Here is a 20,452-nt window from a genome sequence, read left to right on the forward strand (position 1 = left end):
CTCTCATCCCTTGTCGGTCTTCTCGGGGGGCTTGCCGGTCTTCTCGGAGGAATGTCGTCACCGTCCTCGCCTGCGCGCCGCCGACGCCTCCAGGCCCGAACGGCGGAGCTGGGCGCGTACCTGGCTGCCGCCGCCCGAGCCGGCCAGCACCGGGGCCGCCCCCGAGGCCAGCGCCTCGACGGTCCGGCTGAGCGCGGCCACGGTCGGCGCCTCGTACAGGACGTGCGGCGGCAGCTCGTCCAGCTCGAACGCGCGCCGCACGGCGGCCACGATGGCGACGCCGAGCAGCGAGTTGCCGCCGAGCTCGAAGAAGTTGTCCAGCACCCCCACCCGGTCCAGGCGCAGCGACTCGCCCCAGATGGCCGCGATGGTCTCCTCGGCGTGGCCGTCCGGCTCCTGGTAGGCGGTGAGCAGCTCGGGCCTCGGGTGCCGCTCGCCGCTCGCGCCGCCCATCGCCGGGGAGGTCACCACGTCCACGGTGAACTCCGCGCTGCCGCGCACCAGCGTCGGGAAGTCCTGGGTGGAGACGACGACCCGCGGCTCGCCGGTGGCCAGGGCCCGCAGCAGCGAGCGCCAGCCGTCGTCGAACGCGATGCCGACGCGGGCCCGGTTCTGCCGGAAGAAGTCGCGCAGCGCCTCCTCGTACCCGGCCAGCCCGGCCTCCCAGGCGTTCCACGTCCACTCGCCCCAGCCGACGGACACCACGCGGCGGCCCGTCGCGGCGAGCCGGTGCGCGTAGGCGTCGAGGAAGGCGTTGGCGGCGCAGTAGTCGACCTGGCCGGGGCCGCCGCCCGTGGCCGAGGTGATCGAGGAGAACAGCACGAGGAAGTCCAGCACGACCTCGTCCGGCCCGCCCAGGCGCAGTGCCTCGGCCAGCGCCAGCGTGCCGGCCACCTTGGGCGCCAGCACCTCGTCCAGCTCCTCGGGACGCTTGAACTGCATGAGCCCCATGGCGGGGACGCCGGCCGCGTGGAGGACGCCGTGCAGGGCGCCGAAGCGGGCCACGGCCGTGTCCACGGCCCGGCGCACGTCCTCCGGGCGGGCGACGTCGCCGGTGACGACCTCGACCTCGCCGCCCAGTGCCTCCAGCCCGGCGACGGCGGCGACGCGCCTGCGGGTGACCTCGCCGGCGGCGATGTCCCCCGACAGGACGCCGGGCCAGTCGGCGCGCGGCGGCAGGCCGTGCCGGGCCAGCAGGACCAGCCTGCCCCGGCACTCGCGGACCAGGTGCTCGGCCAGGCCCAGCGCGATGCCGCCCAGGCCGCCGGTGACCAGGTACACGCCGCCTTCGCGCAGCGCCGCCTGCTCCTTGACGGGCGGGGCCGGAAGGGGGTCGTAGCCGGGCACCCAGCGGCGGCCCCGGCGCAGCGCCACGGTCCGGTCGGTCTGCGGCCGGGCCAGCTCGGCCGTCAGGGCGGTCAGGTCCCGCGCCCCGGGCTCGGCGGGCAGGTCCACCAGGCGGGTGGTCACGCCGGGGTACTCCAGCGGGATCACCGCGCACGGGCCGAGCAGCGTCGCGCCGTACGGGTCGGCCACCTCCTCGCCGAGCACCGGCTGCGTCCCGGCCACGGCCACGTCCAGCGACCACGCGCCGATGCCGGACTCCCCGGCGGCGCGGGCGAGCGCCACGAGCGTCCGCAGCCCGAGGTCCACGGCGTCCTTCCCGGAGTCCTGCGTGCCGCCGGCGTCGAGGGTCCAGAGGTGGACGACGCGGTCGAGGGGGCGGCCGGTGAGGCGCAGGTCGCGGAGCAGGGCCAGCGTGTCGGTCACGTCGCCCGGCCGGATCGTGTAGCCGTCGCCGGTGGCGGCGTAGGCGTCGCCCGGCCGTACCAGCGTGACGGGCGCGCCCGTGGCGGCGACGGCGGCGCGCAGCGCGGCCACGGCCTCCCCTGCGACCCCGTCGTCCCCGGCGAACACCAGCCACGAGTCCGGCCGGCGCTCGGCCGCCGCCGGGGGCGCGGTCTGCCGCCACACCGGCAGGTACAGCCACTGCTCCTCGGGCAGCTTGGGCAGGCTCGTGATGGCCTCGAACAGGTCGGCGGGCACGTCCGCGGCGGACTCGGCGGCCTGCCTGCGCGTCGCGGGCGGGTCGATCCAGTAGCGCTGGCGCTGGAACGGATACGTCGGCAGCGGCACCCGCCCCGGCAGGCCAGGGCGTGACTCGCCCGGGTCGCCGGTCCGGCCGTGGTAGGCGTTCCAGTCGAGGGTGACGCCGCACAGCCACAGCCGCGCCAGGCAGCCGGCCAGCACCTCGTCACCGGGCCGGGCGTCGCTCGCGGCGGGCAGCGTGTGCGTGACGAGCGGCCACCGCTCGGGCGGGCAGCCCGCGCCGCGCACCATCGCGCCCAGGGACTGCCCCGGCCCGATCTCCACCACGGCCAGGCCTGGGTCGGCGAGCAGCGTGCCGATCCCGTCGGCGAACCGGACGGTGCCGCACATGTGCCGCGCCCAGTAGCCGGGGTCGCGCACCAGCTCGGCGTCCGCCACGGCGCCGGTCAGGTTCGACACGTACGGCAGGGCCGGGGGGTTGAGCCGGATGTTGGCCTTGACCCACTGGGTGAGCTCGCCGGCCAGGGGCTCCAGCATGCGGGAGTGGAAGGCGTGGGTGGTCTCCAGCGGGCGGCACGGCACCTCCGCGGCGCGCAGCTCCTCCGCCAGCCGGTCGACGTCCTCGGCCGGGCCGGCGACGACGGTGACCTGCGGGCCGTTCACGGCGGCCACGTCGAGCCCCCGCTCCTCCAGCCGGAACCGGCGGCGCAGCCGGTCGGCGGGCAGCGAGACGGCGAGCATGGAGCCGGCCGGCATCCGGGCGATGAGCCGGGCCCGGTGTGCGACCAGGGCAACGGCGTCGGGCAGGGACAGCACGCCGGCCAGGCACGCGGCGACGTACTCGCCGAGGCTGTAGCCGAGCATGAGCCGGGGCTGGAGACCCCAGGCCATGAGCGTGCGCGCGAGGGCGTACTCGACGGCGAACAGCGCGGGCTGCACCACCTCGGTCCGCCGCAGCGCCGCCTCCCGCCCGCCCTCGCCGGGCTCCCCCCTGCCGAGGAGGGCGGCCAGGCCGGTGGCCTCGCCGCGTTCCCCGGTCAGCAGGTCGGCGAGCTCGGCGGGGTCCACGACGCCGTCCAGTGCCTCGCCCAGGTGGCGCAGGCACTCGTCCAGCTCGGCGCGGAACACCGGCTCGTGCCGGTAGAGGTCGCCCGCCAGGCCCGGGTACTGCTCGCCGACGCCCCCGAACAGGAACGCGACCTGCCTGTCCCGCACGGTCTCGACGCGGCCCAGCAGGTCGTCCGCGCGCCGCCCGTCCAACGCCGCGGCGGCGGCCGCGAGGTCACCGGCGACGATCGCCCTGCGGTGCTCGAACGTCTTGCGTCCCACCTGGAGCGTGTACGCGACGTCGGCCAGCCGCGGGGCCGGCCCGTCGGCGAGGTGCCCGCCGAGCCGCCGGCACGCCTCGTCCGCCGCGTCGGCCGTACGGGCCGAGACCGTCACCACCTGGTACCGGCGGCCCGGCCCGGGGGCCTCGTCGCGGGCGGGGGGCTCCTCGATCACCATGTGCACGTTCGTGCCGCCCATTCCCAGGGAGTTGAGCCCCGCGATGCGCGGCCGGCCGTCACGGGTGCGCCACGGGGACAGCTCGGCGTTGACGTAGAAGGGGCTGCCGTCGAAGTCGATCTCCGGGTTGGGGCTGGTGTAGTGCAGGCTCGCCGGGATGACCCCGTGGTGCGCCGCGAGCGACGTCTTGATGAGCCCGCTCGCCCCGGCGGCCCGGTCGAGGTGGCCGACGTTGGTCTTGACCGACCCGATCGGGCAGTACCGCCGCTCCCGCGTCGTACCGAACGCCCGGGTCAGCGCGGCCACCTCGATGGGGTCGCCCAGCTCGGTGGCGGTGCCGTGCGCCTCCACGTAGCTGATGTCCTCGCCGGTGACGCCCGCGTCGGCCATCGCGTCGGCGATCACCCGGGACTGGCCGACGACGCTGGGCGCCGTGTAGCCGACCTTGAGCGCGCCGTCGTTGTTCATGGCCGAGCCGCGGATGACGGCCCAGATGTGGTCGCCGTCGCGGATCGCGTCGGGCAGCCGCTTCAGCAGCACCGCGGCGGCCCCGTCACCGAACATGCTGCCCTTGGCCCCGGCGTCGAACGCCCGCACGTGGCCGTCGGGCGACTCCTGGCCGCCGGGCCCGTACAGGTGGCCGACCCGGTCGGGGACGCGGATCGACACGCCGCCCGCCAGCGCCAGCTCGCAGTCGCCGGCCCGCAGGCTCTGCACGGCCAGGTGCGCGGCCACCAGCGACGTGGAGCAGAACGTCTGCACCGCGACACTCGGCCCGTACAGGTCGAACAGGTACGACACGGTCGTGGTCAGGGCGTCCTTGTCGTTGCCCATGATCACCTCGAACCCGCTGAACTCCTTCTGGCCGCCGCCGAGCAGGTGGTCGGCCATCCTGAGCAGGTACGTGCTGATGTTGGCGCCGCCGAACACGCCCACCCGGCCCCGGTGCTCCGGAGCCGCGTAACCGCCCTGTTCGAGGGCCTCCCAGCACACTTCGAGGAAGGCGCGCTGCTGCGGGTCGGTGATGGCCGCCATGCGGGGGCTCATGCCGAAGAACGCCGCGTCGAACCCGCTGACGTCGTCCAGGACGGGCCTGGCCGGCACGTACGCGGGGTCCTTGATCTGCTCGGGGTCGGCGCCGGCGGCCAGCAGCTCGTCCTCGGAGAAGAAGCTGATGGACTCGACGCCGTCGTTGAGGTTCCGCCAGAACGTGGCGACGTCGGCGGCGCCGGGGAAGCGGCCGGCCATGCCGACGATCGCGATCCGCCGGTCGTCGTCGGTGGCGGTCGTCTTCGCCCGCTCCCCCACGACCCGCACGCGCTCCTGCGCTTCGCGAGGCTGGGGCTCGGGTGTGGCCGTGGCGCCACGCTCGTCGAGGATGACGGCCAGCGTGCCGACCGTGGGCGCCTCGAACAGCGCCACCGTCGGCACCGCGACCCCGAACCGCTGCTTCACCAGGGAGAGCATCTGCAACGCCACCAGCGAGTTGCCGCCCAGGTCGAAGAAGTTGTCCCGGGTCCCGACCGGCTCGACGCCCAGCACCTCGGACCAGAGCTCCGCGAGGCCGCGCTCGGCCGCCGACTGCGGCGGGCTGTACGGCTGGGGAAGCTCGGGGCGCGGAAACCGGTCCCCCGCGCCGCCGGGCAGCCCCTCTCCGCCGGCTGCTCCGGCTGAGCCGTCCGGCGCGGCCGCCGCGAGCAGGGCCGTCGCCGCGGGCACGGACCGGGGCAGCCGGTCGTCGAGCCCGCCCGCCGCGACCACCAGCCCGGGACGGGTGGCGGCCGTCAGCCGGTCGAACGCCGCCAGCGACTCCGCGGCGCTCATCGAGTGGGCGGCCATCGCCGCGCCCATGCCGCCTTCCAGCCGGTCGAGCGTGACGGCCCAGGTGTCCCAGCTCGCGGCCACCCACCGGGTCGGGGTACGGCCGGCGAGATGCGCGGCGTGGCCCCGGTGGGCGAGCGCGGCGAGGGCGGCGTTGGCGGCGGCGTAGCTGCCGAAGGTGATGCCGCCGAGGACGGCGGAGGTGGACGAGAACACGAGGCAGAACCGGGGCGCGAGGCCGGCCGGGAGCTCGCCGAGCACCTCCTCCAGGACGAGCGCGCCGGTCACCTTGGCGGCGAAGTGGCGGCCCACGGCCTCGGCATCGAGGTCACGCAACGGCCGGAACCCGTCGGCCCGCGTCTCGGCCGCGGCATGCACCACCCCGTCGAGCCGCCCCCTCCCATCGGCGGCACCGGCCCGGCCGGGCCCGCCCGGGACGCCCTGCCCGCCCGGCACGCCCTGCTCGCCCGGGTCGCCGGCGGCTGTTTCGGTGAGGAGGCCGGCGAGCAAGGCGCGCATGGCGGTGGCGTCCGTGACGTCCACGGCGGGGGTGAGCACCTCGGCGCCCAGGGCGCGCAGGCTCTCCACCGCCTGCCGGCGCGGGTCGCCGGCCTCGGCGGGGAGGCCGCCGCGGCTGGTGAGGACGAGGCGCGCGGCACCGGCGCGGGCGAGGTGCCCGGCGAGCAGCAGCCCGACGTCGCCCAGCCCACCAGTGATCAGGTACGTCCCTCCCGCCCGCACAGCGGCCCCGCCGCCGGACCCGGAGTCGGTCGCGGAGTCGCCGGTCCCGGAGTCGGTCGCGGAGTCGTCGGTGGGGGTGAAGGTGCGGAGGAGGCGGGCGCCGGCGCGGTAGGCGACGAAGACCTCGCCCGCCGGGGCCAGGATCTCGCCGGTCAGCGCGTCCGCCACGGCCTGGGGGTCGGCGCCGGGGTCGAGGTCCACGGCGGAGCAGTCGAGGTTGAGGTACTCCTGGTTGGCGACCATCGGCAGGGTGGCCGCGGCGGCCTGGGCGGCGTCGGGCACCTCCCCGTCGGCCACCGCCTGCCCGCCGCGCGTGACCAGCAGGACGCGGGTCCCGTCGCCGCCCTCCTCACCGAGAGCCGCCAGCAGCCCCGCCACGGGCACGAGCGCGTCCCCGATCCCGGCAGAGACGCTCTCGTACGCGGAGGCGGGCTCGCGCACGGCGTCCAGGAGGCGGAGGTCCACGACCGTGGCCGGAGCGGAGGTGTCCGGCCCCCGGGTGAGCGCCGCGAGGTCGTCCGGCTCGGCGACCGTGACGACGTCGACGCCGTGGGCGCGCAGTGACCGGCCCAGCGCCTCGGCGGCTTCTCCGTCCGTACGGCCCGCCACGAGAACGCACCGGCCCACCGGCACGCCCGGCTCGGCGGCCCCGATCGCGGGGGCATCCGCGCGGGTCCAGCCCGGGACGAGCAGCTCCACGTGCGGCCGCCCCGCAACCGCCGGGGAGGGTCCGCTGTTACGGTCCGCTCCGTTGAGGGATGCGGCTCCATTGAGAGAGGAGCCCGCGTTCAGGGAGATGCCCCCGTTGAGAGGGGCGGTCCCGTTGAGAGAGACGCCCCCGTTGGGAGAGGCGGTCCCGTTGAGGGGGGCGCCCCCGTTGAGAGGGACGATCCCGCTGGGAGAGGCTGACCCGTTCGAGGCGGTGTGGGGCGCGGTGCCGGTCGCGGCCGTTCCCCGCGTCGCCTGGGCGGACGGCGGGTCGATCCAGTAGCGCTCGCGCTGGAACGGGTACGTCGGCAGCCCGACCTTGGCCACCGGCCGGTCCTGCCGGTAGCCGGACCAGTCGATCGGCACCCCGGCCAGCCACAGCCGCCCCGCCGCCTCCGCCAGCACCTCGCCGGCCGGGCGCGGGTCGTCCGCCCCGGGAAGCGTGGCGACGACCAGCGGCCAGCGGTCCGGCGGGCAGTCGCGGTGGCCGCGCGTCATCGCGCCCAGCGACTGCCCCGGCCCGATCTCCAGCAGCGCCGCGTCGCCGTCCAGGCGCAGCAGCGTGCTCAGCACGCCGTCGAACTGGACGGGCGCGCACATGTGCTCGGCCCAGTACGCCGGGTCGGTGAACTGGGCGGCGGTGGCGAGCTCGCCGGTGACGTCGGAGACCAACGGGATGCGGGGCGCGTGGAGGGGGACGTTCTCGGCGATCCAGGCGGTCAGCCGCTCGCGCAGCGGCTCCATCATCCCGGAGTGGAAGGCGTGGCTCGTGGCCAGCGGCCGGCAGGGCACCCCGTCGGCCTCCAGCAGCGCCCTGGCCGCGGCCATCGCCGCGGGCTCGCCCGCCAGCACGGTCAGCTGAGGGCCGCTGATCGCGGCGACGTCCACACCGGCGACGCCGGCCAGGCGCTCGCGCAGGTCCGCGGCGGCGAGCGGCACCGCGCACATCTCGCCCGGTGGCAGCTCGTCGATGAGGCTCGCCCGGTGGGCGACCAGCGCGATGGCCGACTCCAGGGACATCACCCCGGCCAGGCAGGCCGCGACGTACTCGCCGAGGCTGTAGCCGGCCAGGGCGGCGGGCTCGACGCCCCACGACTGGACGAGCCGGGCCAGCGCGTACTCGACGGCGAACAGCGCGGGCTGGAGCACCCGGGTGGGGGGCGCCGCGGCGGGAGCGGAGGCGCGGCCGAGCAGCCGGCCGAGCGCGTCCCCCTCGCCGTCCCGCCGCGGCCCGATCATCTCGGCGAGCGGGTCGTCGCCGCCCGTCCGCCGGCGCAGCTCGGCGCGGCACCTGTCGAGCGCCGCGCGGAACACCGGCTCGGTCTCGTACAGCTCGGCGGCCATCCCCGGGTACTGCTCGCCGGTGCCGGCGATGAGGAAGGCGACGGGCCGGTCCGCGCGGTTCTCGGCGCGGCCGAGCGCGGCCCCGGACCGGATCTTCTCGGCGGCCTCGGCCGCGGTCGAGGCCACCACCATCCGGCGGTGGGCGAAGACCTGCCGCCCGGTCTGGAGGGTGTGGGCGACGTCGGCCAGCCGGTGACCGGAGCCGTCGCCGGCCGGATCTGCCGCCTGCCCAGCCGGGCGTTCCGTCTCCGCCGGATGTCCAGCCGAATGTCCAGCCGGATGTCCAGCCGGATGTCCGGCCAGGTGTCCCGCCAGGCGTTCGGTCATCGCCTCGGCGGCGCCGGCCGTACGGGCGGACCAGACGAGCAGCTCGGGGCGGGGCGGCTCCTCGGTACGCGGCACGAGCGGGGCCTCCTCGACCACGACGTGCGCGTTGGTGCCGCCGATGCCGAACGCGCTGACCCCGGCGCGGCGGGTCCGGCCCGCCTCGCGCGGCCAGCCGCGCAGCCCGGTGACGATCTCCAGCCGGGCCTGGCCGGAGGCGAGCTGCGGGTTGGGGTCGGTCAGGTTGATGGTGGGCGGGATCTCGTCGTGACGCAGGGAGAGGGCGACCTTGATGAGGTTGGTGACGCCGGCGGCGCGGTCGAGGTGGCCGAGGTTCGTCTTGACGGAGCCGATGAGCACCGACTCGTCCTGGAACACCTGCTGCAGCGCCGCCAGCTCGGCCGCGTCGCCCAGGGCGGTGCCGGTGCCGTGCGCCTCGACGTAGTCGATGTCGGCGGGCGTCAGCCCGGCGCTCGCCAGGGCCTCCGCCATGACCGCGGCTTGCCCCTGCACGCCGGGGGCGGTGAAACCGGCCTTGCGACCGGCGTCGTTGTTGACCGCCCAGCCGCGCAGCACGGCGTAGATCTGGTCGCCGTCGGCGAGCGCGTCCTCCAGCCGCCGCAGCGCGACCACGCCGACGCCGCTGCCGAGGGGCGCGCCCATCCCGGCCGCGTCGAACGCGCGGCACTCGCCGTCGGGCGGGGCGATGCCGCCCTGCTGGTAGAGGTAGCCGACGCGGTGCGGAACGTTCACCGCGACGCCGCCGGCCAGGGCCAGGTCGCACTCGAAGGCCGCCAGGCTGGTGGCGGCGGCGCACACCGCGACCAGCGACGTCGAGCAGTAGCTCTGCACGCCGTAGCTGGGGCCGGACAGCCCGAGCGTGTGCGCGACGCGGGTGGTGAGGGAGTCCTTGTCGTTGGCCAGCCCGACCGCGAGGTCGCCCATGACAGCGCCGACGCCGCTCGGCAGCAGGTTGTTCTGCATGTACGAGCTGTGCGCGCACCCGCCGAACACGCCGATGGCCCCGTCGAACCTCGTCGGATCGCACCCGGCGTCCTCCAGCGCGGTCCACCCGTGCTCCAGGAACAGCCGGTGCTGCGGGTCGAGGATCTGCGCCTCCTTCGGGCCGATCCCGAAGAAGCCCGCGTCGAACAGCTCGACGCCGTCGATCACCGGGCTCGCCTTCACGTACGACGGGTCGGTGATCAGCTCCTCCGGGACCCCGGCGGCGCGCAGCTCCGCGTCGGTGAACCGGGTGACGCCGGACGCGCCGGACCGGATCGCGGACCACAGCTCCGCCACGTCGGACGCCCCGGGGAAGCGCCCGGACATGCCGACGATCGCGATGTCGGTCCCGGAGCCTTCGCCGTCGATCTCGTCGATGTCGTCGATCACGTCTACCGTCCTCGTGTCGGGCCTGCTGTCGGGCCGCGTCGGGGGCCGCTGGTCCACGGGCTCGCCTCCCGCGCTCATCTCCGTTTGCCGGAACGGGCCCTGCGCCGCCGTTCCCCCCGTGCCGAACTGCCGGCCAGCGCCTCCTGGCCGGTCGCGCCGCCGTCCTCCGCCGCTCCGAGCGCCGCCGTGAACTCCGCGACGGTCGCGTGCTCGAACAGCAGCGCGGGCGGCACCGGCCGGCCGAGCTCCTTCTCGATGGCGAGCACCATGGCCATGCCGACCAGGGAGTTGCCGCCGAGGTCGAAGAACGGGTCGTGGACGCCGACGCCGTCGATGCCGAGGTACGCGCCCCACAGATCGGCCATCCGGGCCTCGGCGTCAGTCCGGGGCGGCGCGTAGTCGGCGCGCAGCCCGGGGCGCGGGAACCGCTCCCCCTTCGGCCCGGCCGCCACCGCCGCGCCGACGAGGTCGTCCAGGTCGAGCATGCTCGACCAGGCGTTCAGGACCTCGCGCAGCGGCTGCCGTACGGCCATGACGCCGCCGTGGCCGCCGGCCAGGATGCGGTCGAGCAGCGCGCACCCGGCCTCGTCGGGGAAGCCGTGGGCGTCGCGGTAGGCGGCCACCCGTTCGGCCAGGCCGCCGGTCGTCTTCAGCCCCTCGGCCTGCCACACGTCGTGCCGCCACGGGCCCCAGGCCACCGACACGACCCTGGTCGACGGGGCGGTGGCGGCCAGCGCCTGGCCGTACGCGTCGAGGACGGTGTTGGCGGCGCAGTAGTCGGCCTCGCCGATGCCGCCGAACGCCGTGACGGCGGAGGAGTAGAGGACCAGCAGCTCGGGCCGCTCGGCGGCGGGTGTGCCCTCGCCGACCAGCTCGGCGAGCGGGCCCATGGCGAGGACCTTGGGGGCGAGCACCGCGGTGGCGTCGGCGACCGTGCGGCGCTGGGTCAGGCCGCCCGCGGGGAGGCCGGCGGCGTGGACGACGCCGTGCAGCCGGCCGAACCGCTCGCGGGCCCGTCGCAGGGCGTCGCGCAACTGGCCGGGGACGCCGGTGTCGGCGGCGAGCAGCAGCACCTCGGCCCCGGCGGCCTGCAGCTCGGCCACGTCCCGGAGGGTCGCGGCCACCCGGGCGTCGGTCTCGCCGGTCTCGGCTCGCGTGGGGGTGCCGGGCGTGGTGTCCGTGGGGATGGGGGTGCGGCCGACGAGGGCGAGGCGGCGCACGCCGGCGCGGACGAGGTGCTTGGCGAGCGCCATGCCGAGTCCGCGCGTCCCACCGGTGATGAGGTAGGCGCCGTCGGGCCGCCACACGGCTTCGGCCGTGTTGTCCGGGACCTGGGCCCATGCGCGGATCCAGCGGCGGCCGCGCCGCCATCCCGTGAGCGCGTCGCGGGCGTCGGGGTCGGCGCCATCGGGCGGCGCGGCCGTCAGCTCCGCCAGCAGCACGGTGGCCGTCTCGGACATCGGCCCGGTCGTCGGCCCGGTCGTCGGCCCGGTCGTCGGTCCGGAGACCGGCCCGGTGGCGGGCTCGTGCGGCGGCCGTGCCGTTACCCGGCCGCCGGACTCCGGGTCGAGGTCGACGCCGCTCCAGGTCAGGCCCGGGTACTCGTGCCGCACCGCGCGGCCGAGCCCGTGGGCGAGCGCCTGGTGGGGAGCCGGCGCGTCCCGGCCGACGATCTCGGTGGCGCCGCTGGTGACGGTCAGCAGCCGTACGCCTTGGCGGGCGGGCAGGTCGCCGAGTGCCTGGACGGCCAGGAGGAGCCCGGTGAAGCCGTGCTCGACGGCGGCGCGCAGCTCCGCGTCCCCGGCGAACGCCGCCGGAGCTGTTTCGGAGGCGTCGGACGGGGCGGGGCCGTCGCCGAGTCCCCACAGGTACGCCACGTGCACGGGTCCGTCGCCGAGACCGGCGAAGACCTCGGCGTGGTGCTCGGGCACGGCCGGGTCGATGGTCAGGCGGCGCCCTTCCCGTCGCGGCCCGGTCGTTCCGGAGCCGGGCGGGGCGGCGACCACCTCGACGACGGGTGTTCCCGCCGCCTCGGCCAGGTCGGCCAGGGCGGTGCCGGCGCCGCCGGGGTCGGCGAAGACCACGAGCGGGCCGGGCAGCCGCACGGACCCCGCAAGCGGCGCGCGGGCCGGGTCCTGCTGCCAGGCCGGGACGAACACGAAGTCCCCGTCCGGCTCGCCGGCCGAAATCGCGCCCGCCGCCTCGGGGGCACCGGCGCCGTCCGGCCGGCGCGGTCCTACGGCCGCCGTGGTGGAGCCGGCGCTCCCCGGTCGGCGCGGCCCGATACCGGCCCCGGAAGCGCGGCGGGGCCTGAGGTCGGGGCCGAAGCCCGAGCCGAGGTCCGGGTCGGCGTCCGGCCAGAAGCGGGTGCGCTGGAACGGGTACGTCGGCAGGCCGAGCACCCGGCCGTCGCCGGGCCGGGTGAGGTCCCAGGTGACGGGCACGCCCAGCTCCCACAGCGCGGCGCAGGCGGCCAGCAGCTCCTGGTGCGCGTCGCGGCGCTCCCCCGCGGTCCACCGGGGCGGCAGCGTGCCGAGAACGGCCGGGGCCGGCCCGCCGGTGAGGTTCTGCCGTACCAGACCGCCGAGGGTCTGCCCCGGCCCGAGCTCCACGAACGCCGCCACGTCCTGCCCCACGCAGTGCCGCACGCCGTCCGCGAAGCGGACCGTGCCGACGAGCTGGTCGGCCCAGTACGAGGTGCTGGTGGCCTGCTCGGCGGTGAGCGGCCGGCCGGTGAGGTTGGAGACGATGGTGACGGCGGGCGCCCGGCGCGGCACCGACTCCAGCACCGCGGCGAGCTTCTCGCGGGCGGGCTGGAGCAGCGCCGAGTGGAAGGCGTGGGCCGAGCGCAGCGGGCGGCACGCGATGCCGGCTCCCGTCAGCGCGGCCGTGGCGGCCTCGATGTCGGCGGGCAGGCCGCTGAGCACGGTCATCGCGGGGCCGTTGCGGGCCGCGACGTCCACCTCGATCCCCGCGCCGGTCAGCGCGGCGGTGACGCGCTCCTCCGGGGCGGCGACCGCGACCATGCGGCCGGCGGGCACCGCGCTGATCAGGTGGGCGCGCTCGACGACCACGTGCAGCGCGTCCTCCAGGGTGAAGACGCCGGCCAGGCAGGCGGCCACGTACTCGCCGAGGCTGTAGCCGACGAGCACGTCAGGGGTGACGCCCCAGTGCTGGAGCAGCCTGGCCAGCGCGTACTCGACGGTGAACAGGAACGGGTGGGCGATGGCGGCCTGGTCCAGCGGGTCGTGCCCGGTGGACGCGTCGCCGGGCGCGGGGCGGCGGCCGAGCAGGGCGGCCAGGTCGTCGCCCGCGGGCGCGGGGCCGGTGTCGCCCTCGGGGAAGAACAGGGGGCGCAGGTCCACCCCGGAGCGCCGGGACACCAGCTCGACGCAGGTGTCCACGGCCTGGGCGTACACGGGCTCCCTGGCGTACAGCTCCCTGCCCAGGCCCGCGTACTGGTCGCCGACCCCCTGGAGGAGGAACGCGACCCGCGGGCGGCCCTTCACCCGGTGCCCGCCATCCTGACGGCCCTCCGGACGGGCGATGGCGCGCAGGCGCTCCACCGCGTCGCCGGGGTCGGAGCAGAGGACGGCGCGGCGGTGGTCCAGCTCGGCGCGCCCGGCCTGGAGGGTGCGGGCGAGGTCGGCGAGCGGCGTCCCGGGACGCTCGCCGAGCCACGTGGCGAGCCGGTGGGCCTGCTCGCGCAGCGCCTCCTGACCGGCCGCCGACACCGGCAGCACGTACGCGGAGACCGGTCCGGCGCCGGCCGGGACCGCCGGGTCGGGCGTGGCGGGGTCCGGGGCCGCCTCCACGATCACGTGGGCGTTCGTGCCCGACAGCCCGAAGGAGCTGACGCCCGCGAGCCGGGGCCGGTCCTGGCGGGGCAGGGGCACGGCATCGGTGACCGGCCGGACGCTGCCGTCCTCGGGGATGGCCGTCGCCGGGGTGGTCAGGTGGAGGTTCGGCGGGATGAGCCCGTTCTCCAGGATGAGTGCCGTCTTGATGAGGCCGGCGATACCCGCGGCGGCCTGGGTGTGACCGATGTTGGTCTTGACGGCGCCGACCCGGAGCGGCCGGTCGGGTCCGCGTCCGCCGAAGACGTCGTGCAGGGCGGACAGCTCGATGGCGTCGCCGAGGTGGGTGCCGGAGCCGTGCGCCTCGACGTAGTCGATGTCGTCGGGGGCGACGCGGGCCGCCGCGAGTGCCCGGCCGATGACGTCGGCCTGCGCGCGGCGGCTGGGCGCGGTCAGCCCGTTGCTGCGGCCGTCCTGGTTGACCGCCGAGCCGCGCAGGACGGCGCGGACGCGGCGGCCGTTGGCGAGCGCCTTCGACAGCGGCTCCAGCACGACCAGGCCGCCGCCCTCGCCCATGACGTAGCCGTCGGCCCCCTCGTCGAACGTCTTGCACCGCCCGTCGGCGCTCATCATCAGGCCCGCGCACGCCTGCACGAACGTGGTGGGGTGCAGGGTCAGCGACGCGCCCGCCGCGATGGCGAGGTCGCACTCACCTCTGCGCAGGCTCTCCATGGCCAGGTGGACCGCGATGAGCGACGAGGAGCATGCCGTGTCGATCGTCATCGTGGGGCCGATCAGGTCGAGCTGGTAGGCGATCCGCCCGGCCGCCACGCTCGACACCGCGCCCTGCCCCAGGTACGGGTCCGAGACGGCGTCGGGACCCTGCCGCTCCATCTGCAGCCGGCCGTACTGGAGGGTGTCCATGTAGCCGACCATCACGCCGGTGCGGCTGCCCGCCAGCCGGGACGGCGAGATGCCGGAGTTCTCCAGGCCCTCCCAGGCCAGCTCCAGCAGCAGCCGCTGGTGCGGGTCCATGCGGAGCGCCTCGCGCGGCGACAGGCCGAAGAACTCGGCGTCCCACCCCGAGACGTCGTCCAGCCATGCCCCGTACCTGGTGTACATGGCGCCCGGCACACCCGGCTCGGGGTCGTAGTAGTCGTCGACGTCCCAGCGGGAGGGCGGCACCTCGCGGACGACGTTCCTGCTGTCGCGCAGGAGGCGCCAGAAGTCCTCGACCGTGTCACCGCCGGGGTAACGGCAGGCCATGCCGATGACGGCGATGGGTTCGTGGCGGCGCTCCTCGGCCTCGGTGAGGCGGTGGCGGGCCTGGGCGAGTTCGACGGTGGCGCGCTTGAGGTAGGCGCGGAGCTTGTCCTCGGTCCCCATCGGGCGAGCCTTTCCGGTCGTGGGCTTCACAGGTCACAGTTCGTTGTCGATGAGGGCGAAGATCTCTTCGTCGGAAGCTGAGTCGATCTTGTCGGCGACGTCCGCGACGCCGTCGGGGCCGGGGCCGAGCCGGTCGAGGGTGCTCTGCAGGAGCGACACGAACCGGTCGCGCAGGGCGTCACCCTCGCCGTTCGCCGCGGCGATCATGTCCTCGACCCGGTCGAGGACGGCGCGCAGCGTGTCCTCCGGCGACGGGGACGGGGGTGCGAGGGTGCGGAAGAGGTACTCGGCCAGGGAGTTGACCGTCGGGTGGTCGAAGACCAGGGTCGCCGGCAGGCGCAGGCCGGTGTCGGCGTTGAGCCGGTTGCGCAGCTCGACGGCGGTCAGGGAGTCGAAGCCGAGCTGGTTGAAGGCCCGGTCGACCTCGATGTGGTCGGCGCTGCCGTGCGCCAGGACGGCCGCCACGTGGGCGCGTACGGTGTCGGTGAGCATCCGCTGGGCGTCGGTGCGGGGCAGGTCCGCCAAGCGCTGGGTGAGCGCCGCGGGTCCGGCTCCACCGGCGGCTCCGGCGTTCCCCGCGGTACGGCGGGGCGCCCGTACGAGGCCGCGCAGCAGGGCCGGCAGGTCGCCCGCCTCGGCGCGGGCCCGCAGCCCAGCGGTGTCCCAGCGGGCTGCCACCACCTGCGGCTCGGCGCCGGTCAGAGCGCCGTCGAACAGCTCCAGGCCCTGCTCCACGCTCAGCGGGGCGATGCCGGCCCTGGCCAGCCGGGCGTGGTCGGCTCCGGTCAGCCCGCCGGTCATCCCGGAGTCGGTGTCCCAGAGTCCCCAGGCGACGGACACGGCCGGCAGGCCCAGCGCGTGCCGGTGCCCGGCCAGGGCGTCGAGGAAGGCGTTGGCCGCGGCGTAGTTGCCCTGGCCCGCGTTGCCGAGCACCCCGGCGAGGGACGAGAACAGCGCGAAGACCGACAGGGGCCGGTCGAGGGTCAGCTCGTGCAGGTGCCAGGCGGCGTCCGCCTTGGGCGCCAGCACGGTGGCCATCCGTTCCGGCGTCAGTCCTTCGACGACCGCGTCGTCCAGGACGCCGGCCGTGTGGACGACCCCCGCGAGCGACGGCACCTCGGCCAGCAGGGCGGCCAGCGCCGCCCGGTCGGCCACGTCACAGGCCGCGACCCGCACCGACGCGCCGAGCCCGGACAGCTCGGCCGCCAGCGCGCCGGCCCCCGGAGCCTCGGGCCCGCGGCGGGAGACCAGCACCAGGTCCCGTACTCCGTGCCGCTCCACCAGCCGCCGCGCCACCAGCGCGCCCAGCCCGCCGGTGCCGCCGGTGACCAGCACCGCACCGGACATCTCCCCCGACACGGGGGAGGAGGAGGGCCGGGAAGGGCGGCGGGCCAGGCGTGGCACGAGGACCTTGCCCCCGGCCACCCGTACCTGCGGCTCCCCGAGCGCCACCAGCCGGGCCCAGTCGGAGAACCCCTCCTCCACCTCCGCCAGCACGAACCGGCCCGGCTGCTCCGACTGCGCCGACCGCACCAGCCCGTGCACCGCCCCGGCCGCCAGGTCACCGGGCCGGGTCGCGAACACCACCACCCCGTCGGCCGGAGCGGCGGCCACCGCCTCCAGCACCCGCCCGGTCAGCGCCCGCACCGACGACGGCACGTCCGGGTCCTCCGGCACGCACCACACCACCGAGGGCACCCCGCCCAGGGCGCCGGCCGCCGGAGCCTCCACCCACTCCACCCCGTACGAGGACGGAGCGGACGGGGCGGCGGACCGGGGAGCGGCGGCGCGGACGCGTAACCCGTCGATGGAGAGCACCCGGTCACCCGCCGGGTCCGCGGCCTCGACGACCACGTCGTCCCCGGACAAGGAGCCGGGCAAGGACCCGGAGCCGGACACCCGGACCCGGAGCGCCGACGCCTCGCCGGCGTGCAGCCGCACCCCGCTGAAGGCGAACGGCAGCCGCAGCTCGTCGCCGTCGCCGCCGGCCAGCACGACCGGGTGGAAGGCGGCGTCCAGGAGCGCCGGGTGGATGCCGTACCCTGCGACCTCGACCCCCTCCGGAGCCACGACCTCCGCGAACAGCTCGTCCCCGCGCTGCCACAACGCCCGCAACCCCTGGAACGCCGGACCGTACTCGTACCCCCGCTCCACCAACCGCTCATAACCACCCTCCACCTCCACCGCCACCGCGTCCGCGGGCGGCCACGCCACCGCCCACGAAGCGGCGTCCTCGGCGGGGGCGGAGTCGGCGAGCACGCCCGAGGCGTGCCGCCGCCAGCCCTCCGAGGAGTCAGGGAAGCGGGAGAACACGCCGACGGCGCGGCGGCCGTCGGCGCCGGGACGTTCCACGGTGACCTGGACGGTGACCGCCCCGGTGTCGGGCAGGTACAGGGGCGCCTCGATGACCAGCTCCTCCAGCACGGGCGAGCCGGCGTGGACGCCGCCCTCCAGCGCCAGCTCGACGAAGGCCGCGCCCGGCAGCAGCACGCCGCCCTGGACGGCGTGGTCGGCCAGCCAGGGGGCGCCCTTGAGCGAGAGCTGCCCGGTCAGGACGTAGCCGTCGCCGGCCACCGGGACGACCGCCGTGAGCAGCGGGTGCCGGGCGTCGTCGATGCCCGCGCCGGCGGGCCGGCCGACGCGCTCGCGGTCGCCGAGCCAGAACCGGCGCCGCTCGAACGGGTAGGTGGGCGGGTCGACGCGGGGATGCGGCGCGGGCCCGAGCGCGTCGGACCAGGCGACGTCGGCGCCGAGCACCCATGCCTGGGCGAGCGCGGCGAGGAAGCGGCTCCAGTCGCCCGCGCCGCGGCGCAGGCTCGCGCACACGCCCGCGGTGACCCCGGCGTCGTCGCAGATGTCGCCGGTGTCGCCGCCGAGCACGGGGTGCGGGCTGACCTCGACGAACAGCGGCGTCCCGGTGAACGCCCTGATCGCCTCCTCGAACAGCACGGGGTTGCGCAGGTTGTCGTACCAGTAGCGGGTCGTCAGGCGGGCGGGCTCGACGACCGCGCCGGCCAGCGAGGAGCAGAAGACGGTCTCCGTCGGCCGCGGCAGGACGCCGTCGAGCGCGGCCAGCAGCTCGTCGCGGAGTGCCTCCACGTGCGGGGTGTGCGAGGCGTAGTCCACCGCGATGCGGCGCACCCGCACGGTGTCCCCGCAGACGGCGGCGAACTCGTCCAGCGCGCCGTCCTCGCCCGCGATCACGCACCCGGCGGGGCCGCTGTGCACGGCCACCCACAGCCGGCCGGCCCACGGCGCGATCCGCTCCTCGGCCCGCACGGCGGGCAGCGCGACGGCGAGCATCCCGCCGGTGCCGCTGAGCCCGATCAGGGAGCGGCTGCGCAGCGCGACGACCTTGGCCGCGTCCTCCAGCGAGAGGGCGCCCGCGACGCAGGCCGCCGCGATCTCGCCCTGCGAGTGGCCCACGACGGTGCCCGGGTGGACGCCGTACGAGCGCCACAGGGCGGCCAGCGACACCATGACGGCGAACAGCACCGGCTGGATGACGTCGGTCCCCTCCAGCTCGGGCGCGCCGCCGGTGCCGCGCAGCACGTCCTCGGCCGCCCAGCCGGTGTACGGCCGCAGCGCGGCGTCGCACTCGCGCAGGCGGGCCCGGAACACGTCGCTGGAGTCGAGCAGGTCCACGGCCATGCCGGCCCACTGCGTGCCCTGGCCGGGGAAGAGGAACACCGGGCGCGGCTCGGCGAGCGCCTCCCCCGTCACGGCGGCGGCGTGCGGAGCGCCGGCGGCGACGGCCTCCAGGGCCTCGGCCAGCTCCTCCCGGTTCGCGGCGACGACCACGGCGCGGTGCGGGAACCGGGCCCGGCTCGCCAGCGCCCGGGCGGTCGCGGCCACCTCCGCGCCGGTGACGCGGCCGGCGTGCTCGCGCAGCCGGCCGGCCTGGGCCCGCAGCGCCGCGACGGACTTGGCGGAGAACGCCCACACGATCGGGCCGTCCGGGCCGGGGGTCTCCTCCGCGGGGCGGGGCTCGGGCGCGCTCTCCAGGATGACGTGCGCGTTCGTGCCGCTGACGCCGAAGCTGGAGACGCCCGCCCGCACCGGCCCGTCGGCGGGCAGCTCGACCGCCTCGGTGAGGACGCGCACCCCGCCGGACTTCCAGTCGACGTGCGGGGTCGGCTCCTCGACGTGCAGGGTGGGCGGCAGCAGGCGGTGTTCGAGGGCCTTGACCATCTTGATGACCCCGGCCACGCCGGCCGCGGCCTGGGTGTGGCCGATGTTGGACTTGACGGAGCCGAGCCAGACCGGCCGGTCGGCGGCGCGGGCCCGACCGTAGGTGGCGAGCAGCGCCTGGGCCTCGATCGGGTCGCCCAGCGTCGTGCCGGTGCCGTGCGCCTCGACGACGTCCACGTCCCGGGTGTCGAGGAGGGCGTCGGCGAGCGCCTGCTGGATGACCCGCTCCTGGGCCGGTCCGCTGGGCGCCGTCATGCCGTTGCTGGCGCCGTCCTGGTTGACGGCCGAGCCGCGGATCACCGCGAGGACGCGGCGGCCGTTGCGCTGGGCGTCCGAGAGGCGTTCCAGGGTGAGCACGCCGACGCCCTCGGACCAGGCGGCCCCGTCGGCGGTCGAGGAGAACGACTTGCAGCGCCCGTCGGGCGCGAGCGCCCGCTGCCGGCAGAACTCGATGAACGGCACCGGCGACGCCATGACCGAGACCCCGCCCGCGAGGGCCAGCGAGCACTCGCCGCGGCGCAGCGCCTGCACGGCCAGGTGCAGGGCGACCAGCGACGAGGAGCACGCGGTGTCGACCGAGATCGAGGGGCCTTCCAGGCCGAGGGTGTAGGAGACGCGGCCGGACATGACGCTGGAGGCGCTGGAGGTGAACAGGGTGCCCTCGACGGCCTCGGGGGTGATCTCCAGGAACCGGGTCGAGTAGTGCTCGTACATGTTGCCCGCGTACACGCCGGTGCGGGTGCCACGCAGCGACGACGGGTCGATGCCCGCCCGCTCCAGCGCCTCCCAGCACGACTCCAGGAACAGCCGGTGCTGCGGATCGGTGGCCAGCGCGCTGCGCGGGCTCATGCCGAAGAACGCGGCGTCGAAGTCGGCCACGGCGCCCACGAACCCGCCGTGCCGCGTGTACGACTTGCCCCACGCCTCGGGGTCCGGGTCGAACAGCCCCTCCAGGTCCCAGCCGCGGTCGGCGGGGAAGTCGCCGATGGCGTCGCCGCCCGCGGCCACCAGGTCCCACAGGTCGTCAGGGCCCCATACCCCGCCGGGGTACCGGCACGCCATGCCCACGATGGCCACCGGCTCGTGCCGCCGGCCCACGTCCTCGGCGAGGCGCTGGCGGGTCTCCGCCAGCTCGACGGTCGCGCGCCTCAGATAGTCGCGGAGCTTGTCCTCGGTCCCCATCGGTGAAC

Annotated in this window: 3 protein-coding genes; all 3 read right to left on the reverse strand. The window is 76.3% G+C overall.

Annotated elements, in window-relative coordinates; translation table 11 throughout:
• Positions 1–57: 57 nt before the first annotated feature.
• Positions 58–9,888, reverse strand: a complete 9,831-nt coding sequence (locus ACIBG4_RS33200) for an SDR family NAD(P)-dependent oxidoreductase (protein ID WP_397205394.1) — start codon at positions 9,886–9,888, stop codon at positions 58–60.
• 74 nt (positions 9,889–9,962) lie between these two features.
• Complete coding sequence (locus tag ACIBG4_RS33205) at positions 9,963–15,071, reverse strand: beta-ketoacyl synthase N-terminal-like domain-containing protein (protein WP_397205396.1); 5,109 nt, start codon at positions 15,069–15,071, stop codon at positions 9,963–9,965.
• A 33-nt stretch (positions 15,072–15,104) separates the two neighbouring features.
• Complete coding sequence (locus ACIBG4_RS33210) at positions 15,105–20,444, reverse strand: SDR family NAD(P)-dependent oxidoreductase (RefSeq protein ID WP_397205398.1); 5,340 nt, start codon at positions 20,442–20,444, stop codon at positions 15,105–15,107.
• Positions 20,445–20,452: the final 8 nt, after the last annotated feature.

The organism is Nonomuraea sp. NPDC050383, assembly GCF_044459125.1.
In the GTDB taxonomy this organism is placed as follows: domain Bacteria; phylum Actinomycetota; class Actinomycetes; order Streptosporangiales; family Streptosporangiaceae; genus Nonomuraea.

Bases quoted from the DNA above. Each gene is read 5' to 3' on its own strand.
- ACIBG4_RS33205 (WP_397205396.1), bottom strand. From the start codon at position 15,071: ATGGGGACCGAGGACAAGCTCCGCGCCTACCTCAAGCGCGCCACCGTC.
- ACIBG4_RS33210 (WP_397205398.1), bottom strand. From the start codon at position 20,444: ATGGGGACCGAGGACAAGCTCCGCGACTATCTGAGGCGCGCGACCGTC.